This window comes from Streptomyces sp. NPDC047081, from assembly GCF_040643775.1.
In the GTDB taxonomy this organism is placed as follows: Bacteria; Actinomycetota; Actinomycetes; order Streptomycetales; family Streptomycetaceae; genus Streptomyces.
On record NZ_JBEYUY010000030.1, the window covers coordinates 110,059 to 126,965 of the forward strand.

Below are 16,907 nucleotides of genomic sequence, written 5' to 3' on the forward strand. Positions count from 1 at the left end.
CCTTCGTCGTTCCTGCGAGAGGCTGCCTGGGGCAGGAGGCTGCTGTGAAGATCAGAAGGCTGCTTTGAAGATGAGCCCGGAAAGCACCCCGCCGATCAGCGGTCCGACCACCGGGATCCACGAGTAGCTCCAGTCCGAGGTCCCCTTGTTGGGGATCGGGAGCAGGCTGTGGACGATACGGGGGCCCAGGTCACGGGCCGGGTTGATGGCGTATCCCGTCGGGCCGCCGAGCGACAGACCGATGCCGACCACCAGGAACGAGACGACCAGCACCGCCGTGCCGGACTCGCCGAGCCCCTTGGTCAGGCCGAAGGCGAGGATGGGAAGCACCAGACCGATGGTCGCGATGATCTCGGTCATGAGGTTCGCCACCGGATTGCGGATCGCGGGCGCCGTCGAGAAGATCCCGAGCGTCGGCTGGGCGATCTCCTCCTCGGCGTTGGCCTGGAACTGGGCGAAGTAGACCAGCCAGCACAGGACCGCGCCCAGCATCGCGCCCACCATCTGCCCGGCGATGTAGAGCGGAACCTTGTCCCACTTCCCCGTGTCAACGGCGATACCGATCGTGACCGCCGGGTTGAGCTGCCCGCCGGACAGCGGCGCGGCCGTGTACGCCCCGGCCAGCACGCCGAAACCCCAGCCGAACGCGATGACGACCCAGCCCGCGTTCTGCGCCTTCGAGTAGTTCAGTACGACCGCGGCGACCACACCGGCGCCGAAGAGGATCAGAATCGCGGTACCGATGACCTCACCGACGAATATGTCTCCGTTGCTCATGGCGGCTCCTAGGCCCTGGCCCGGGGTGTTCGACCCCGGTCCTCCGTGCAGGGTGCGTTTCCCATGGCTACTTCAGCCGAAGGGCAGGGAGGTCCCGCGCCCCGCCCGGCGTCCGTGACGAGCGTGCCGTCGCAGCCGAATCGCCCGTGGGGGAGTGGGCCTGTTCTTCAGGCGGGGCCCGCGCGGCGTGTGCCTGGATACACCGTGTATGTACGGCGATGTCGGCTGACACCGGAAGTGTTCACCGGCGCCCTGGGAGCGTCAAGGTCGCGGACCGCAACGGTGACAGCCACCGGGACCGCCCCCGCCCGGGACGCAGGGCCGGTGGGGGTACGACGACGAGCTCGTCCGGTTCTACGGCGGCTCAGCCGGCCTGGGCGGGCGCCGCGTGCGCGCCGCGCAGGATCTCGTGCCCCGGCAGACCCGCCCGGCCCAGCACCCAGCTGGCGCCCTGCAGGGCCTTCGCGGCCTTCTTGAGGGGCGCCAGACAGGCGGCGGCCTGCCGGTGGTCCGGCACGCTCCCCGGCGGGCACAGCACCGTCGCCAGGGACAGCGTGACCGGCAGCCCGCCCGCCGACCAGGGCGCGTCCAGCACCGAGACGGCCAGCGGCTCCAGCCGCTCCGGATCGGCCAGCACGAGGAAGTCGTCCCCGCCGATGTGGCCCACGCGCGTGCTCCCGGACGCCGAGTGCTGCAGCGCCCGCCCCACGGACCTGATCAGCTCGTCGCCCGCGGCGAACCCGGCCCCGTCGTTGACCTGCTTGAAGTGGTCCACGTCCAGCCAGCTCAGGGCGAAGATCCGCCCGTCCGCGATGCGCCGGTCGACCTCCGCGGTGATCGCGTCCGAGCCGGGCAGGCGCGTCAGCGGATTGAGCCCGGCCGCCTCCTCGACCCGGCTCTCGGCCAGCGCCCGTACGAGGTCCGCGAGCCGTACGACGCCCACGCACCGCCCGTACCGGTCGACCACCGCCACGTCGTCCGAGGTGCGGTCGCTGCCGCCGACGGCGACCACGTCCAGGACCTCCCACGCGGTGGCGTCGATGCCCACCGTCCGCGGCGGATCGCCGAGCTTGGCGGCGGGCCGGTCTGCGTACAGGGCGTGCCCGTAGCGCCCGGACATCGACAGCAGGAAGCGTGAGCGGTGCACCGACCTGACCGGCGCCCCGTTCACGTCCACGAGGAGCACTCCGGACACCTCGGGCGACCCGGTCAGCAGGGCCCGTACCTGCGCCGCGGACGCGGTGACGGGCAGCAGGGCGGCCGGCCGCACGAACTCGCGCACCGACGGCCCCGACTTCGGAAGCGTCGCGGTCGCCGGGAAGCGGGGCGGAATGTATACGTCCGCCGCGGGCAGCCGGGTCGGTGGCGCGAACAGCTCGCCCTGGGCCAGCTGGGCACCGGCCGCCACCGCGGCCGCGCACTGCAGCTCCGTCTCCACGCCCTCTACGGACAGCAGCGCCCCCAGTTGCTCGCACAGCGTCCGCATCGCCCGCACCGCCGCCGGCCGCGCCAGCAGCGAGGCGTCGAGCTTCACCAGGTCCGGCGCCATGTCGGTGAGCAGCCGCAGCGGTACGTCCCCGTCCCCGATGCCGTCCGCACTGATCCGGAAGCCTTGCGCGCGCAGGTCGCCTACCGCCTCCAGGAGTGCCTGCTGAGGCACGTGCGTGTACGGCGGCCCGACGTCGATCGTCACCTCCCAGGGCAGCCGTCCCGCCTCGCGCACGGCGTCGTGCAGCGGGGTGAGACCCCCGAGGTCGGCGAGCGTGCCCGCGAACACGTTGACGTGCAGGGGCAGCAGTGTCTCCTTGCGCGCCGCCGCACGGAACGCCAACACCGCCAGCCTGCCGTCGAGTTCGGGATCCCGGCGGGCCTCGGCCAGGATGTCCCCGGTCTCCGGGCGGGCGAGTATCTCCAGCCCTGCCACTCCTCCGGTGGTCAGATTGACCACCGGCTGGAAGGCGAAGCGGAGAGTATCCGTCCAGGAGTGCACGGGAGCATGATGACCCCGCAGGCGCACGCCTGGGCGCGGTTCATAAGACGTTCACGCAGGATTCCGGGCCAATCACACAGCGTACGAGAAAGGGCTTGCGCCCTATCGCGAGGCGGAGGGCTCGCGCGGGGGTCGAGGAGCTGAAGCCTGTTGAGTGCCACAGCGCCACCGCGCCGCGCGCGTGTCCGCCCGAGGCCGCGCGTGTCCGCCTGAGACCAAAGTCCGCCCCTCACCGCACCGCTATCACCGCCGACCCGTGCCCGAACAAGCCCTGGTTCGCCGTGATCCCCACGCGCGCCCCCGCGACCTGCCGGTCACCCGCCTCCCCTCTCAACTGCCAGGTCAGCTCGCACACCTGGGCGATCGCCTGGGCCGGAACCGCCTCTCCGAAGGAGGCCAGCCCGCCGCTCACGTTGACCGGTATTCGCCCGCCGAGCGCGGTCGCGCCCTCCCGCAGCAGCTTGGCGCCCTCGCCCTCCCCGCACAGCCCGAGATCCTCGTACCACTGCAACTCCAGTGCCGTGGACAGGTCGTAGACCTCCGCGAGGGAGAGGTCCTCGGGTCCGATGCCGGCCTCCTCGTAGGCCGCCCGCGCGATGGACGCCCGGAACGTCTCGTCGGCGGGCTCCACCGCCACCGCGGAGTCCGTCGCGATGTCCGGCAGATCGAGCACGGTGCTCGGATACCGCGGCGTCACCGTCGACACGGCCCGGATCCGCACCGGCCCCGCGACCCCGTGCTGCCGGGCGAACTCCATGCTGGACAGCACCAGCGCCGCTCCGCCGTCCGACGTCGCGCAGATGTCGAGCAGCCGCAGCGGATCCGCGACCACGGCGGAGGCCGCGACCTCCTCGGCCGTGACCCGCTTGCGGTAGCGGGCGTTGGGATTGAGCGCCCCCAGGGTCGAGTTCTTCACCTTGACCTGCGCGAAGTCCTCCGGAGTGTCCCCGTGCACGGCCATCCGGCGGCGGGCGTACAGCCCGAAGTACGTCGGATTGGTCGCGCCCAGCACACGGAAGCGCAGCCAGTCCGGATCATCGGGCCGGTCCCCGCCCGCGGGCCGGAAGAACCCCTTGGGCGCGGCATCGGCGCCCACCACCAGCACCACGTCCGCGAGCCCCGAAAGTATCTGTGCCCGCGCCGTGTTGACCGCCTGTGCTCCGGACGCGCACGCCGCGTACACGCTCGCCACCCGGGCCCCCTGCCAGCCCAGTGCCTTGGCGAACGTCGCGCCGGCCACATAGCCCGGATAGCCGCCACGCACCGTGTCCGCGCCGACCACCGACCCGACCTCGCGCCACTCCAGTCCGGCGTCCGCGAGCGCGGCGCGCGCCGCCGCCACCCCGTACTCGACGAAGCTGCGCCCCCACTTGCCCCACGGGTGCATGCCCGCGCCGAGCACCGCCACCTCACCCGTCATGCCCCCACCCCCGTCGGCCTCCAGTGCCAGGTCGTCCAGGTCGTCTCCCCGTCCTCGTTCAACACGCCCGGGACGACCTCCACCTCCATGCCCACCGCCAGCTCGGCGACGGTGACCCCGGGAACCGCCTGCCCCAGCACCACCAGCCGCTCCGCCTCCAGCTCTACAGCGATCAACGCGTACGGCTCCCACGGAAGTTCCGGATTCGTCACATAGGGTGACGGCGGCCGGTAGCGGCTGTCCGTGTACGACCAGACCCGCCCGCGCCGCGACAGTGGCACCTCCTCGAGATCCCCGCCGGGACACCCGGGATTGCGGCAGTGCATGTCCTCGCGGGGGAAGAACACCGAGCTGCATGCAGCGCAGCGGGTGCCGAGGAGTCTGAAGTCGTCCCCCTCGCCGGTGAACCAGCCGTCGACCACAGGCGTGCGTATGCGAGACACAACCCCTCCATGCCGCATCATCTGACGGGACGTCAGAAAGTGTGTCACGGGCATGCGGAATTGGGCAGGGCAGGAGACATGACACGACTCACGAGTGCAGTACGCGGGCTGATCACCGCCCTCGCCGCCCTGCTGGCGGTGACCGCGGCCTCGGCCACCGCCCGGGCTGACTCCGAACCCAAGGCGCCGGCGGACTTCGTGGCCCTGAGAACCGTGGACCCGACGATCATCCAGGAGATGCGCTACTTCACCCCGCACAACTTCGTCGGCGAGCGCATCGACGGCTACGAGCAGCCGATCTGCATTCTCACCCGCCCGGCCGCCGAGGCCCTGCACGAGGCCCAACTGAAGCTGCTGAGCGAGGGATACAGCCTCAAGGTTTACGACTGCTACCGGCCGCAGCGTGCCGTGAACCACTTCGTGCGCTGGGCCGAGGATCTCGACGACCAGGCGATGAAGGCCGAGTTCTACCCGAACGTCGACAAGACCCGGCTGTTCGAGGACGGCTACATCGCGGAGAAATCCGGCCACAGCCGCGGCTCGACCATGGACCTGACGATCGTCAGACTCCCCGCCGCACCGACCCGGCCGTACCACCCCGGAGAGCCACTCGTGCCCTGCTATGCGCCTCAGGACGAGCGCTTCCCGGACAACTCCGTCGACATGGGCACCGGCTTCGACTGCTTCGACACCCTCGCGCACACCCTCGACCCCCGCATCCAGGGCGAACAGCGCGACAACCGGCTGCTGCTCAAGAGCACCCTGGAAGGTCTCGGGTTCGTGAACCTCGCCGAGGAGTGGTGGCATTACACGTTCAAGCCGGGCGGTGTCGAGCCCTATCCGGACACCTACTTCGACTTCCCCGTGGCCTGGAAGTCCCTCATCAGCGGCGACTGAGCCGCCCCCGGAAGACGCCCTTCCCCTGATCGGATACAGTCCGCCGCGTGTCCGAAACTCAATCCTCCATCCCCAACTCCGCGCCCGACTCACATTGTTCGAGCTGCGGAGCGCCCTATGGAGAGGGCGTCTCCGGCTGGCCCCGCACCTGTCCGGTCTGCCACGCCGTGGCCTATCGCAACCCGTTGCCGGTCGCGATCGCACTCCAGCCCGTGTACGACACCAAAGGCACCGCCCTGGTCGTCATCACGCGAACCGTCGCCCCCGCGCGTGGGGGCGTCGCACTGCCCGGTGGTTACGTCGACCACCGGGAGGACTGGCGGCAGGCCGTCGTCCGCGAGCTCAAGGAAGAGACCGGCATCGACGCGGCGAGCCGCGATGTGCGGCTCGTCGACGCCATGAGCTCCCCCGACGGGCACCTGCTGCTGTTCGGGCTGCTGCCGGAACGCCCGGCGGACGGCCTGCCGTCGTCCGCCGCCACGGACGAGACGGAGGGCTGGCACCTCCTGCGCAGGCCGGAGGAGCTCGCCTTCCCGCTGCACACGGTGGCCGTGCGGGCCTGGTTCGAGGGCCGCTACGTCTGAGCCCCGTCCGCCCCGAGTCCCCGCACTCGGACCGGGTAGGGCGGCTCGACCGGGCCGCCCTCACCCTCCCGCTCGACCACGAGCTTCCTTCCCGCCCAACGGACGACGTAGCGCTCGAGTTCCGGCTCGTCCCATCCGTCGCCCGCGTCCGGGACCACCAGACCGCCTCCGGTGCGGCCCTGGGCCGGCGCCCACACCTCCAACTCCAGCCCGCCGTCGTCCCCACGCACGGGGACGACGGCACCCGCGCGTGCCAGCACCGGAATCCGCGCCAAGGGGGCGTCGAGCAGCACCTGCCCCGGCCCCTCGTACACCCGCTCCGTCGCCGTGTCGTACCAGCGCCCCCGCGGCAGCTGCACCGCACGCCGGTCCGCGCCCGGGTCCAGCACCGGCGCCACCAGCAGGCAGTCGCCCAGCAGGAAGGCGTCCTCGCAGTCGCGCAGGGCACGGTCCTCGGGCGTACCCCACCACACCGGCCGCACATAGGGCGCGCCCGTGCGCCGGGCCAGATGCGCCAGCGTCATGAAGTACGGCAGCAGCCGACGGCGCTCGACGAGCGCCACGCGCGCGTGCTCCAGCACCTCGGTACCGAACTCCCACGGCTCACGGCGCCCCGCCCGCATGCTCGCGTGGGTGCGGAACAACGGCAGATACGCGCCCAGTTGGAGCCAACGCAGATACAGCTCGGGGGAGGGGCTCCCGTCGAAACCGCCCACGTCCGGCCCCGAGTACGGCACCCCGCACAGCCCGAGCCCCATCACCAGCGACAGCGACGCCCGCAGCCCGGGCCAGCCCGTGGCCACATCGCCGGACCAGGTGCCCCCGTAGCGCTGCATACCGGCCCACCCCGAGCGCGAGAAGACGAACGGCCGCTCCTGCGGCGCGAGTTCGCGCAGCCCTTCGTAGCCGGCTCTGGCCATGCACAGGGCATAGACGTTGTGCGCCTCCCGGTGGTCTCCGCCACGGCCTTCCAGGGAGTGCCTGGCCGAGCGCGGCAGTGTCGACTCCCCGAACGCGGTGAACGAGGTCGGTTCGTTCATGTCGTGCCAGAAACCCGCGAACCCCTGGGCCAGCCGCTCCTTGTAGAGCCCGCCCCACCACTCACGCACACGCGCGTGCGTGAAATCCGGAAAGACCGCCTCCCCGGGCCACACGACCCCGCGCACCACCCGGCCCGAAGCGTCCCGCACGAACGCGTCCTCGGCGGTGCCGCTGTCGTACACGGCGTTGCCCGGCTCCGCCTTCACCGCGGGATCGACGATCGACACCAGCCGGATGCCGTCCCGCCGCAGCTCCTCGGCCAGCACCGGCAGTTTGGGGAAGTGCTCGTGGTCGACCGTGAACACCTGGTGCTCGTCGTAGTGGTCGATGTCCAGATGGACTGCGTCGAGGGGCAGCCCCCGCTCCTGGTAGCCGGAGACGATCCGCCGCACCTCCTGCTCGCTGCCGAAGCCCCAGCGCGCGTGGTGATACCCCAGCGCCCAGGCCGGCGGCAGCGCCGGCGCACCTGTCAGCGACGCCCAGGCGAGCAGCACGCGCGCGGGGGTGCCCACCATCACCCAGCAGCGCAACGGACCGCCGTCCACGCGCAGTTCGCTCGTCCCCGCCCGGTCGTGCCCGGAACCGGCGCCCTCCTCGCCCTCCCGCAGCGTGACCGTGCCGTCCCAGGAGGTGTCGTGGAACACCAGGTGCGTCGCCGCGTCGGCCACCACCAGCTGCACCGGCATGGTGATGTACAGCGGATCGTCGCCGGGACCGAACGCGCCCCCCGGGTCCGTGTTCCAGAGGCGGTACGTTCCCGCACGCAGCCGCGGCCCCGCCGCGCGACCCCCGAGCCCGAAGAACCGCGCGTCCGCGGCGACCTCGGAGCGCTGCATCCAGCGCGCCTCGCCGCCCCCGACCGGCTCCCACCACCTGGGCGGCAGATCACGGCGCAGGGTCACTCCACCGGGCGTACGTACCTCGACCGCGCCGTGCCGCGAGACGACGACCGTCATCCGCTCGGCCACGACCCGCCACCCACCGTCCTTGTCGGGCTCCAGGACAGCCCGGGGGTCCGGCTCCGGGCAACGGCCCCCGAGCGCGTACGACGGCTCGGGAGCGGCCCCGTCCCAGCCCCAGAAGACCGCGCCGTTCACGGAGACCACGATCCGCAGCTCGGACCGGCCGAACCGGACGATCCCGCCCCCCGGACCGGGCTCCACCTCCCGCACGGGCCCGGGCACCCGCGCCCGCTCGGCGCCCCGCGGCGGCAGTGCGCCGGCGTCGGCCCGCCTCCTGCGCCACGCCGCCCGCACGGTACGCAACCTCTGGGCCGCTCCCGCAGCACCGACCACCCTCATCGAACGCACCAGGTCACGACCGTCCATGCTGCTCACCCTGCCATTCACCGCCCGACACGCGCGTGCCGTTCAACTGCCGTTCACCCGTGCTGAGACCACATCTTCACGACACGGACTATGTGGGGCGCACCCTGGTGTAGAAGTCGATCACATGGCATCGTCCCCTATCAGCCGCGTCACGCGCACACCCCAGCACGTGCGCGACCGACGCACACGAAGCGCACAGTCCGGGAGCCGCCCCAATGTCGACCGTGAACCCGCAGCCGCTCTGGCGGCCAGATCCGGAACGCATCACGCAGGCGCAGGTCACGAAGTTCCAGACCTGGGCGGCCGAACACCACGGCGCCCCGGCCGAGGGCGGCTACGCGGCACTGCACCGCTGGTCCGTCCAGGAACTGGACGCGTTCTGGAAGGCCGTCGTCGAGTGGTTCGACGTGCGGTTCTCGACGCCCTACGCGCGCGTACTCGGCGACCGCTCGATGCCGGGCGCCCAGTGGTTCCCCGGGGCGACCCTGAACTACGCCGAGCACGCCCTGCGAGCGGCCGCGACCCGGGCGGACGAACCGGCGCTCCTGTATGTCGACGAGACGCACGAACCGCGCCCGGTGACCTGGTCCGAGTTGCGCCGCCAGGTCGGCTCGCTGGCAGCCGAACTGCGCGCCCTCGGCGTACGCCCGGGAGACCGTGTCAGCGGCTATCTCCCGAACGTTCCGCAGGCCGTCGTCGCCCTCCTCGCCACGGCCGCCGTGGGCGGCGTCTGGACGTCCTGCGCCCCCGACTTCGGCGCCCGCAGCGTCCTCGACCGCTTCCAGCAGGTCGAACCGGTCGTCCTGTTCACCGTCGACGGCTACCGCTACGGCGGCAAGGAGCACGACCGCCGCGAGATCGTCGCCGAGCTCCGCCGCGAACTGCCCACGCTGCGCGCCGTGGTCCACATCCCGCTCCTCGGCACCGACGCCCCGGACGGCGCCCTGGAGTGGTCGGCCCTCACCGGCGCGGACGTGGAGCCCGAGTTCGAGCAGGTCCCGTTCGACCACCCGCTGTGGGTGCTCTACTCCTCGGGCACGACGGGCCTGCCCAAGGCCATCGTGCAGTCCCAGGGCGGCATCCTGGTCGAACACCTCAAACAGCTCGGCCTGCACTGCGACCTCGGCCCCGAGGATCGTTTCTTCTGGTACACCTCCACCGGCTGGATGATGTGGAACTTCCTTGTCTCCGGCCTCCTCACCGGCACCACGATCGTGCTCTACGACGGCAGCCCCGGATACCCGGACACGGGCGCACAGTGGCGCATCGCCGAGCGCACCGGAGCCACCCTCTACGGCACCTCCGCGGCCTACGTCATGGCCTGCCGCAAGGCCGACGTCCGCCCCGCGCGCGACTTCGACCTCTCCAAGGTGCAGTGCGTCGCCACCACCGGATCACCGCTGCCGCCGGACGGGTTCCGCTGGCTGCACGACGAGGTCCGCGACGACCTGTGGATCGCGTCCGTCAGCGGCGGTACGGACGTGTGCTCCTGCTTCGCAGGAGCCGTACCGACCCTCCCGGTGTACATCGGGGAGCTCCAGGCCGCCGGCCTCGGCACCGACCTGCAGTCCTGGGACCCCAGCGGCGAACCCCTGATCGACGAGGTCGGCGAGCTCGTCGTCACCAACCCCATGCCCTCGATGCCGATCCACTTCTGGAACGACCCCGACGGCAGCCGCTACCACGACAGCTACTTCGACACCTACCCCGGTGTGTGGCGGCACGGCGACTGGATCACCGTCACCTCGCGCGGCTCCGTCGTCATCCACGGCCGTTCCGACTCGACGCTCAACCGCCAGGGCGTGCGGATGGGCTCGGCGGACATCTACGAAGCCGTCGAGCGCCTCCCGGAGATCAAGGAATCCCTCGTCATCGGCATCGAACAGCCCGACGGCGGCTACTGGATGCCCCTCTTCGTGCACCTGGCCCCCGGCGCAGTCCTGGACGAGGCCCTGCTCGGCCGCATCAAGCAGACCATCCGCGAACAGCTCTCCCCGCGCCACGTACCCGACGAGATCATCGAGGTCCCCGGCGTCCCGCACACCCTCACCGGCAAGCGCATCGAGGTCCCGGTGAAACGCCTCCTCCAGGGCACCCCGCTGGAGAAGGCGGTCAACCCCGGCTCCATCGACAACCTCGACCTGCTGTCCTTCTACGAGGACATCGCCCGCAAGCGCGCCTGACCATCAGCCGCCGTAGGTGGCCTCGGACTCGCCCAGCACGGCGGCGAAATCCGAGGCCAGCCGTGCCGCGTCGACCGGCTCCAGCTCCGCGACGGAGATCCGCACGCCCGGTGCCGACGACAGCCGGAACCGGGCTCCGGCGGCCACCCACCAGCCGTACGACCGCAGCCCGTTCACCACGGCCGACTCGTCCCGTACGGGCACCCACAGGTTCATCCCGCTCACCCCGCGCGCGGGGATGCCACGATCGCCGAGTTCACGGAGGAGTGCGCCGCGGCGCTCCTCGTACGTCTCCCGGGCACGCGCCACCAACGCGCGCGTGGCGGTGTCGGTCAGCAGGCCGTGCACGGTCTCCTGGAGCAGATGACTGACCCAGCCCGAGGTCAGCAGCAGCCGCCCGTCGTGGCGGGCCAGCGTGGTCGCGTCGCAGGCTGCCGCGGCCCACCGCAGGTCGGTCCCGAGGAACTTGCTCACCGTCCGCACGTGCACCCAGCGCGCCGGCCCGCTCCCGGCCAGCGAATGCAGGGGCGCGGCGGCGACGGCGGACGCATGGTCGTTCTCGACGACCAGCACGTCCGGCTCGTCCCGGAACACATCCACGAGCGCGTCCCGGCGCGCCACGGAGAAACAGCCGCCATACGGGTTCTGCGCCCGAGGACTGAACACCAGAGCCCTCACACCCGCCCGCAGCGCCCCGCGCACGGCATCGGGCCGCACACCCTCCTCGTCCACGGCCACCGGCACGATGCGCAGCCCCAACGCCGTGACCAGGTCCAGCAGATGGTGATACCCCGGGTCCTCCATCGCCACGGCATCGCCGGGCCGCAACTCCACGGACAACAACCGCCCGATCAGATCCAGCGCCCCGTGCGCGAACGTCACATGGTCCACGGGCACGCCATCGGCCCCGATCCACTCCCGCGTCGCGTCCTCCAGCCGCGCCAACCGCGGCGTCGAACGGTGCGAGCGCGCGCCGGGGGACAGACGAGACGGCGGTACGAGAGCGGGCAGCAGCTTGGGATCCGGGTGACCGCCCGCCAGATCCCGCACCCCCTCCGGAACCCTGGGCGGCCGCCGCGACGCCACGGCCGGTGCGGGCGCCACCACCGTCCCGCCACGCCCGCGCGTGACGACGATCCCGCGTCCGCGCAGCTCCTTGTACGCGGTGGCGACCGTCCCCGGACTGACACCGAGGTCCTCCGCCAGCCGCCGCACCGGCGGCAGCGCCGCCCCCGGGCCCAACGAGCCCTCCGCCACGCGGCGTTCGACGGACGCGGCAATTCCCTTGGCCGTCGTACCACTGATCCCATATTGTATTGCCACGTTTTCAATTATGTATCAGTACATAAGTCGAGGCAAGGGGAGCAGTGCATCCGATGCGCCGCGCAGTCGCATGGGCGAGTCGAATACCCGGAGGACGCGACGGACGCGGAATGCTCGCCGTCGCCCTCGTCGACCGCACCGGCAGCGGGCTGTGGGCCGCGGTGTCCGTCCTGTACTTCACGTACGTGTCCGGCCTCTCCGTCGCCCAGGTCGGCACGCTCGCCGCAACGGCAGGGGCCATCGGAATCGCCGGCGCACCCCTCGGCGGCCGCCTCGCCGACCGGTTCCCGCTCACCCGCGTCCTGATCGCCCTCCAACTCCTGCGTGCCCTGGCCTCCTTCGCACTCCTCACCACGAACGACTACGCCCTGCTGCTCGCCTTCACGGCAGTCGGCAGCCTCGGCGACCGCGCCGCGAGCGTGCTCACCAAGCTCTACGCCACCCGCGCGGCCGGACCCGACCGAGTCCGCTACCAGGCAGTGCAGCGCACCGTCGCCAACATCGGCTGGGCCCTGGGCGGCCTAGCCGCGGCGGCGGCCCTCGCTCTCGGCACCACCACCGCCTACCAGTGGCTCCTCGTCGGTGACGCGGTGTCCTTCGTCGCCTCCGCGTTCATCACCCTGCGCTGCGGCGAGCCGCCGTCCGCCGCACGAACCGTCACCATGTCGAAGACCCCGGCACCCTCGGCCAAGCCCCCGAACCCCTGGCGCGACCGCACGTACCTCGCCTACGTCGCCACGGAGACCGTCCTCTTCCTCGACGACGCCGTCTTCAAGGTCGGTCTGCCCCTGTGGATCGCGCACGCGAGCAACGCACCCCGCGGCCTCGCTCCCCTGCTGATGGTCCTCAACAACGTGATGGTGGTGGCCCTCCAGGTCCCCCTGGCCCGCTTCGGCGCCACCACGGCAGCCGCCCGCGCTCTGCTGATCCCGCTGTCCGCCGCCTTCGCCCTCGGCGGTGTTGCACTGGCTCTCTCGGCCACCGGCGGAGCCGTCACCGCCACGCTGCTGCTCACTACCGCGGCCGTCCTGTTCACCGTGGCCGAGATGCTCCACGCCACTGTCTCCTGGGAACTCTCCGTCGCCCTGGCCCCCGACACCGCCCAGGGCGCCTACCTCGGAGTCCACGGCCTGGCCCAGTCCGCCCAGCGCAGCGTCGGACCACTCGCCGTCACCGCAGCCATCGCCACCGGGTCTGCCGGCTGGACCGTCTTCGGTGCCACCATCGCTCTGACCTGCATGTTCCAGTACCGATTGGTCCGCGAACGCCTCGCTCGGACGCCATTGTCAGTGCCGCCGGTTACTGTGAGTGAGCATTGATCGACCGTGCACAGGGGGAAAGATGACGCGTACCGACCACCAGACCATGCGACGCATCCTGCGCCGCGAAATCGCCGGCACCATCGGCCTGCTGACCGACGAGCACGACTTCCGGGCCATGCGGCGCTACCGCAGCTTCACCTTCGACAACCACAGGACCTACCTCGACCAGGTCGAAGCGCTCCTCAAGACACGCGCCTCCCAGGGCGGCCACACCACGGTAGCCCTCTTCGACCCGCAGGAGTACGCCGAATTCTGCGCGGAGACGGGCCTGGACCCCGACATCCCGTCCAGCCGCACCCGCTTCACCGCGGAACTGGCGACCACAGGACCCACCATCCCGTACGACGGCCAACCCCTCGCCGACCTCGTCCCCGCCCTCGTCGACGAAGCCGTCCGCCAGGCCACCTGGGAGTACGCCTCGACACTCCTCGCCCGACTCGGCGCGTGCGCCTCCTGCGGTGAGGACATCGGCCGCGCCGCCTTCACCCGCGCGTCCGACCTTCTCGTCCGCATCCTCGACACGTCAGGACCGGGCAACCGCCACCTCGTCTGCAGCGTCAAGGCGACACCGGAAACCCTCGTCTCCGTCCTGCACGCCGACGAGGACGACGAAGGCGCGATCCAACTCGACGAAGCGGAAGCCCTCGAATTCACCACGGTGCTGGCCCTCGGCATCGCCACCCAGAGCCCCGGCGGACTCGTCATGCGCACCACCGCCCCCGGGACCGGCGACCGCATCTACGGCTGGCGGCTGCGCGGAGAGGGCCTGGAACCCCTCACCGCCGGCGAGGTGTTCGACGCCTACTGCACCGACATCGAATCGGGAGACCTGATCTCGCCTGAATCAGACGTCGACTACTGCGTACCGCCCGACCTCGGACAGGAGGGCCAGACGCCGGGCCACCGTCACTGAACGCGTGAGGGGCACCCCACCCGCAGGTGGAGCGCCCCTCACGAACGGCCGATCCGGTTGCTACTCGCCGGACAGCACCGCCTGAGCCGCGTTGCGCGCCTCCTCTGCGCTCTCCGTGGCCCGGGCGGCCGCGGCGGCCCGCTCGCACTGGGCCAGCGTGTACTTGGCCAGCGTCGACCGGACATAAGGAATCGACGCCGCACCCATGGAGAGAGAGGTGACACCCAGCCCCGTCAGCACACACGCCAACAGCGGATCCGACGCCGCCTCACCGCACACGCCACAGCTCTTGCCCTCGGCCTTGGCCGCCTCCGCGGACAGCGCGACCAGGTCCAGCAGCGCGGGCTGCCACGGGTCCTGCAGCCGGGACACCGCACCGACCTGACGGTCGGCGGCGAAGGTGTACTGGGCGAGGTCGTTCGTGCCCAGCGACAGGAACTCGACCTCCTGCAGGATCGAACGGGCCCGCAGCGCGGCCGACGGAATCTCGACCATCGCACCGAACTTCGCCTGCAGACCCGCCTCACGGCAGGCGTCGGCGAACGCCTTGGCGTCGGCACGGTCCGCCACCATCGGGGCCATCACCTCGAGGTAGACGGGCAGCCCCTCCGACGCCTTCGCAAGCGCCGTCAGCTGGGTGCGCAGCACCTCGGGGTGGTCGAGCAGCGTCCGCAGCCCGCGCACGCCCAACGCCGGGTTCGGCTCGTCGGCCGGCGTCAGGAAATCCAACGGCTTGTCCGCGCCCGCGTCCAGCACACGGACGACGACACGACCCTCCGGGAACGCCTCCAGCACCTGCCGGTAGGCCTCGACCTGCTTCTCCTCCGACGGAGCGTTCTTGCTGTCGTCGAGGAAAAGGAACTCGGTGCGGAACAGACCGACGCCCTCGGCCCCGGCCTCGACGGCGGCAGGCACGTCGGCCGGACCGCCGACATTGGCCAGCAGCGGCACCTTGTGACCGTCAGAGGTCGCGCCCGGCCCGGTCGAGGCGGCCAGCGTGGCCTTGCGCTCCGCGGCCGCAGCCTCGAGCTGAGCCCGCTTCTCAGCACTGGGGTTCACGAAGATCTCGCCGGTGCTGCCGTCCACGGCGATCACCGTGCCCTCGGCGAGCTCACCGGCACCCGGCAGCGCCACCACGGCCGGCACCCCGAGCGCCCGCGCGAGAATCGCACTGTGGCTGGTCGGCCCGCCCTCCTCCGTGACGAAACCAAGGACCAAGGTCGGATCCAGCAGCGCCGTGTCGGCAGGCGCAAGATCACGCGCAATAAGTACGTACGGCTCGTCGCTGTCCGGGACGCCCGGCATCGGAACCCCGAGCAGCCGGGCGACGATACGATTCCGCACGTCGTCCAGGTCGGCCACGCGGCCGGCGAGGTACTCACCGGCACCGGCCAGCAGGGCGCGGTACGCGGCGAAGGCGTCGTACACGGCTCGCTCCGCCGTGCTCCCGACGGCGATACGCCGTTCGACGTCCGACATCAGCTCGGGGTCCTGGGCCATCATGGCCTGCGCCTCGAGCACCGCCTGGGCTTCGCCCCCCGCCAGATTGCCGCGCGCCATCAGATCGGCCGCCACAGCCTCCACGGCCTTGCGGGCGCGCCCCTGTTCGCGCTCCGCGTCCTCCGCCGGGATCTGCTTGGCAGGCGGCTCGAGCACCGCCGTTCCCATGTGCCGAACCTCGCCGATCGCCACACCGTGGCTCACACCGACGCCTCGCAGCGTTGTCTCCATCTCACCCGTCTCCGATAGTGCGGCGGGTCCCGCCGCCGCGATGGTTGTCCTACTCGCCGTCATACGACGGCACTGACGTCACTTCCAGACGAAGAGACTGTCGCCGGCCTTCACATCGCCGTTGTCACGAAGATCGGAGAGGGCCTCGGTGGTGGCCTCCAGCGCCACCACCGGGCACACCGCGGACTTGCCGGCAGCCTCTACGGCGGCCGGGTTCCAGCGCACGACGCCCTGGCCGCGCGTCACGGTGTCTCCCTTGTTCACGAGGAGTTCGAAGCCCTCGCCGTTGAGCTGAACGGTGTCGATACCGAGGTGGGTGAGGACTCCGTGACCCTGCTCGTCGACGACGACGAAAGCGTGCGGGTGCAGGGAGACGATCACGCCGTCCACGGGAGCGACGGCCTCAGAGGGCTCGCGGACGGGGTCGATCGCGGTACCCGGGCCGACCATGGCCCCGGAGAAGACCGGATCAGGGACTGCGGCCAGTCCGATGGCGCGTCCGGCCAGCGGGGACGTCACGGTGGTCATGGGAAGCCTCCCAGGGGTGGAGATGCATATACGGGCCGTCACTGTGTGTCCCGGACGGCACACTGTGCAGCAGGGTATGTCATATGAAGTGCCGGTTCCGCATGAAAGATACCGGTTAGTGGTCTAGACCACCAGCCTCAATCGATTTGCACCCGCTCCACGGCCCCGTGTACAGTCGTACTCCTGCTTGAGGCCGAGCGACGCGACCAAGCGTCCTTGCTCAGCAGCACCCATACTCGTCAGATCCTATCTCGGGGTCCTCTTCTGCATGCCTGCGGGAGGGTGGTCAGGGAGACGGAAAAACACTGATAGAGTTTGGAACACCGAAGGGGAGCCCGGAGGAAAGCCCGAGAGGGTGAGTACAAAGGAAGCGACCGTTCCTTGAGAACTCAACAGCGTGCCAAAAATCAACGCCAGATATGTTGAT

13 protein-coding genes are annotated in these 16,907 nt (G+C 71.0%); 5 read left to right on the forward strand and 8 right to left on the reverse strand.

What is annotated here, in order from left to right; all coding sequences use genetic code 11:
- Positions 1 to 51: 51 nt before the first annotated feature.
- The 4 genes from ABZ848_RS39950 to ABZ848_RS39965 form a co-directional block, all read right to left on the reverse strand.
- A complete protein-coding gene (locus tag ABZ848_RS39950) occupies positions 52 to 777 on the reverse strand; it encodes an MIP/aquaporin family protein (protein ID WP_360840003.1) in 726 nt (241 codons plus the stop codon).
- A gap of 364 nt (positions 778 to 1,141) precedes the next feature.
- Positions 1,142 to 2,767: a GGDEF domain-containing protein gene (locus ABZ848_RS39955; protein ID WP_360840005.1), complete on the reverse strand. Its 1,626-nt coding sequence runs from the start codon at positions 2,765 to 2,767 to the stop codon at positions 1,142 to 1,144.
- 229 nt (positions 2,768 to 2,996) lie between these two features.
- The gene (locus ABZ848_RS39960) at positions 2,997 to 4,187 is read right to left on the reverse strand and encodes a lipid-transfer protein (RefSeq protein WP_360840007.1); all 1,191 of its coding nucleotides are present in this window, start codon (positions 4,185 to 4,187) and stop codon (positions 2,997 to 2,999) included.
- Complete coding sequence (locus ABZ848_RS39965; protein WP_360840028.1) at positions 4,184 to 4,609, reverse strand: zinc ribbon domain-containing protein; 426 nt, start codon at positions 4,607 to 4,609, stop codon at positions 4,184 to 4,186. Before ABZ848_RS39965 ends, ABZ848_RS39960 begins: the two co-directional genes overlap by 4 nt.
- Before the next feature lie 99 nt (positions 4,610 to 4,708).
- Here ABZ848_RS39965 and ABZ848_RS39970 point away from each other — a divergent pair, with 99 nt between their 5' ends.
- Complete coding sequence (locus ABZ848_RS39970) at positions 4,709 to 5,527, forward strand: M15 family metallopeptidase (protein WP_360840009.1); 819 nt, start codon at positions 4,709 to 4,711, stop codon at positions 5,525 to 5,527.
- 47 nt (positions 5,528 to 5,574) lie between these two features.
- Entirely contained in the window at positions 5,575 to 6,111 is a 537-nt protein-coding gene (locus tag ABZ848_RS39975; RefSeq protein ID WP_360840010.1) for an NUDIX domain-containing protein, read from the forward strand.
- On the opposite strand, the gene ABZ848_RS39980 is transcribed toward ABZ848_RS39975, so the two are convergent.
- Complete coding sequence (locus tag ABZ848_RS39980) at positions 6,102 to 8,480, reverse strand: TIM-barrel domain-containing protein (protein WP_360840012.1); 2,379 nt, start codon at positions 8,478 to 8,480, stop codon at positions 6,102 to 6,104. The two genes, ABZ848_RS39975 and ABZ848_RS39980, sit on opposite strands and share 10 nt — an antisense overlap.
- Positions 8,481 to 8,695: 215 nt before the next feature.
- Here ABZ848_RS39980 and ABZ848_RS39985 point away from each other — a divergent pair, with 215 nt between their 5' ends.
- Complete coding sequence (locus ABZ848_RS39985) at positions 8,696 to 10,663, forward strand: acetoacetate--CoA ligase (RefSeq protein ID WP_360840014.1); 1,968 nt, start codon at positions 8,696 to 8,698, stop codon at positions 10,661 to 10,663.
- A gap of 3 nt (positions 10,664 to 10,666) precedes the next feature.
- On the opposite strand, the gene ABZ848_RS39990 is transcribed toward ABZ848_RS39985, so the two are convergent.
- Positions 10,667 to 11,986, reverse strand: coding sequence for an aminotransferase class I/II-fold pyridoxal phosphate-dependent enzyme (locus tag ABZ848_RS39990; RefSeq protein ID WP_360840016.1), 1,320 nt, complete (start codon positions 11,984 to 11,986; stop codon positions 10,667 to 10,669).
- 110 nt (positions 11,987 to 12,096) lie between these two features.
- Between ABZ848_RS39990 and ABZ848_RS39995 the strand changes: the two genes are divergently transcribed.
- Together ABZ848_RS39995 and ABZ848_RS40000 are read left to right on the forward strand one after the other, a co-directional pair.
- Positions 12,097 to 13,305, forward strand: a complete 1,209-nt coding sequence (locus ABZ848_RS39995; protein WP_360840018.1) for an MFS transporter — start codon at positions 12,097 to 12,099, stop codon at positions 13,303 to 13,305.
- 22 nt (positions 13,306 to 13,327) lie between these two features.
- Complete coding sequence (locus ABZ848_RS40000) at positions 13,328 to 14,221, forward strand: hypothetical protein (protein WP_360840019.1); 894 nt, start codon at positions 13,328 to 13,330, stop codon at positions 14,219 to 14,221.
- 60 nt (positions 14,222 to 14,281) lie between these two features.
- Here the strand turns inward: ABZ848_RS40000 and ptsP are convergent, their stop codons facing one another.
- On the reverse strand, positions 14,282 to 15,952 hold the full coding sequence (gene ptsP, locus ABZ848_RS40005) for a phosphoenolpyruvate--protein phosphotransferase (RefSeq protein ID WP_360840029.1): 1,671 nt from the start codon (positions 15,950 to 15,952) through the stop codon (positions 14,282 to 14,284).
- A gap of 78 nt (positions 15,953 to 16,030) precedes the next feature.
- Positions 16,031 to 16,480, reverse strand: coding sequence for a PTS glucose transporter subunit IIA (locus ABZ848_RS40010; protein ID WP_360840021.1), 450 nt, complete (start codon positions 16,478 to 16,480; stop codon positions 16,031 to 16,033).
- Positions 16,481 to 16,907: the final 427 nt, after the last annotated feature.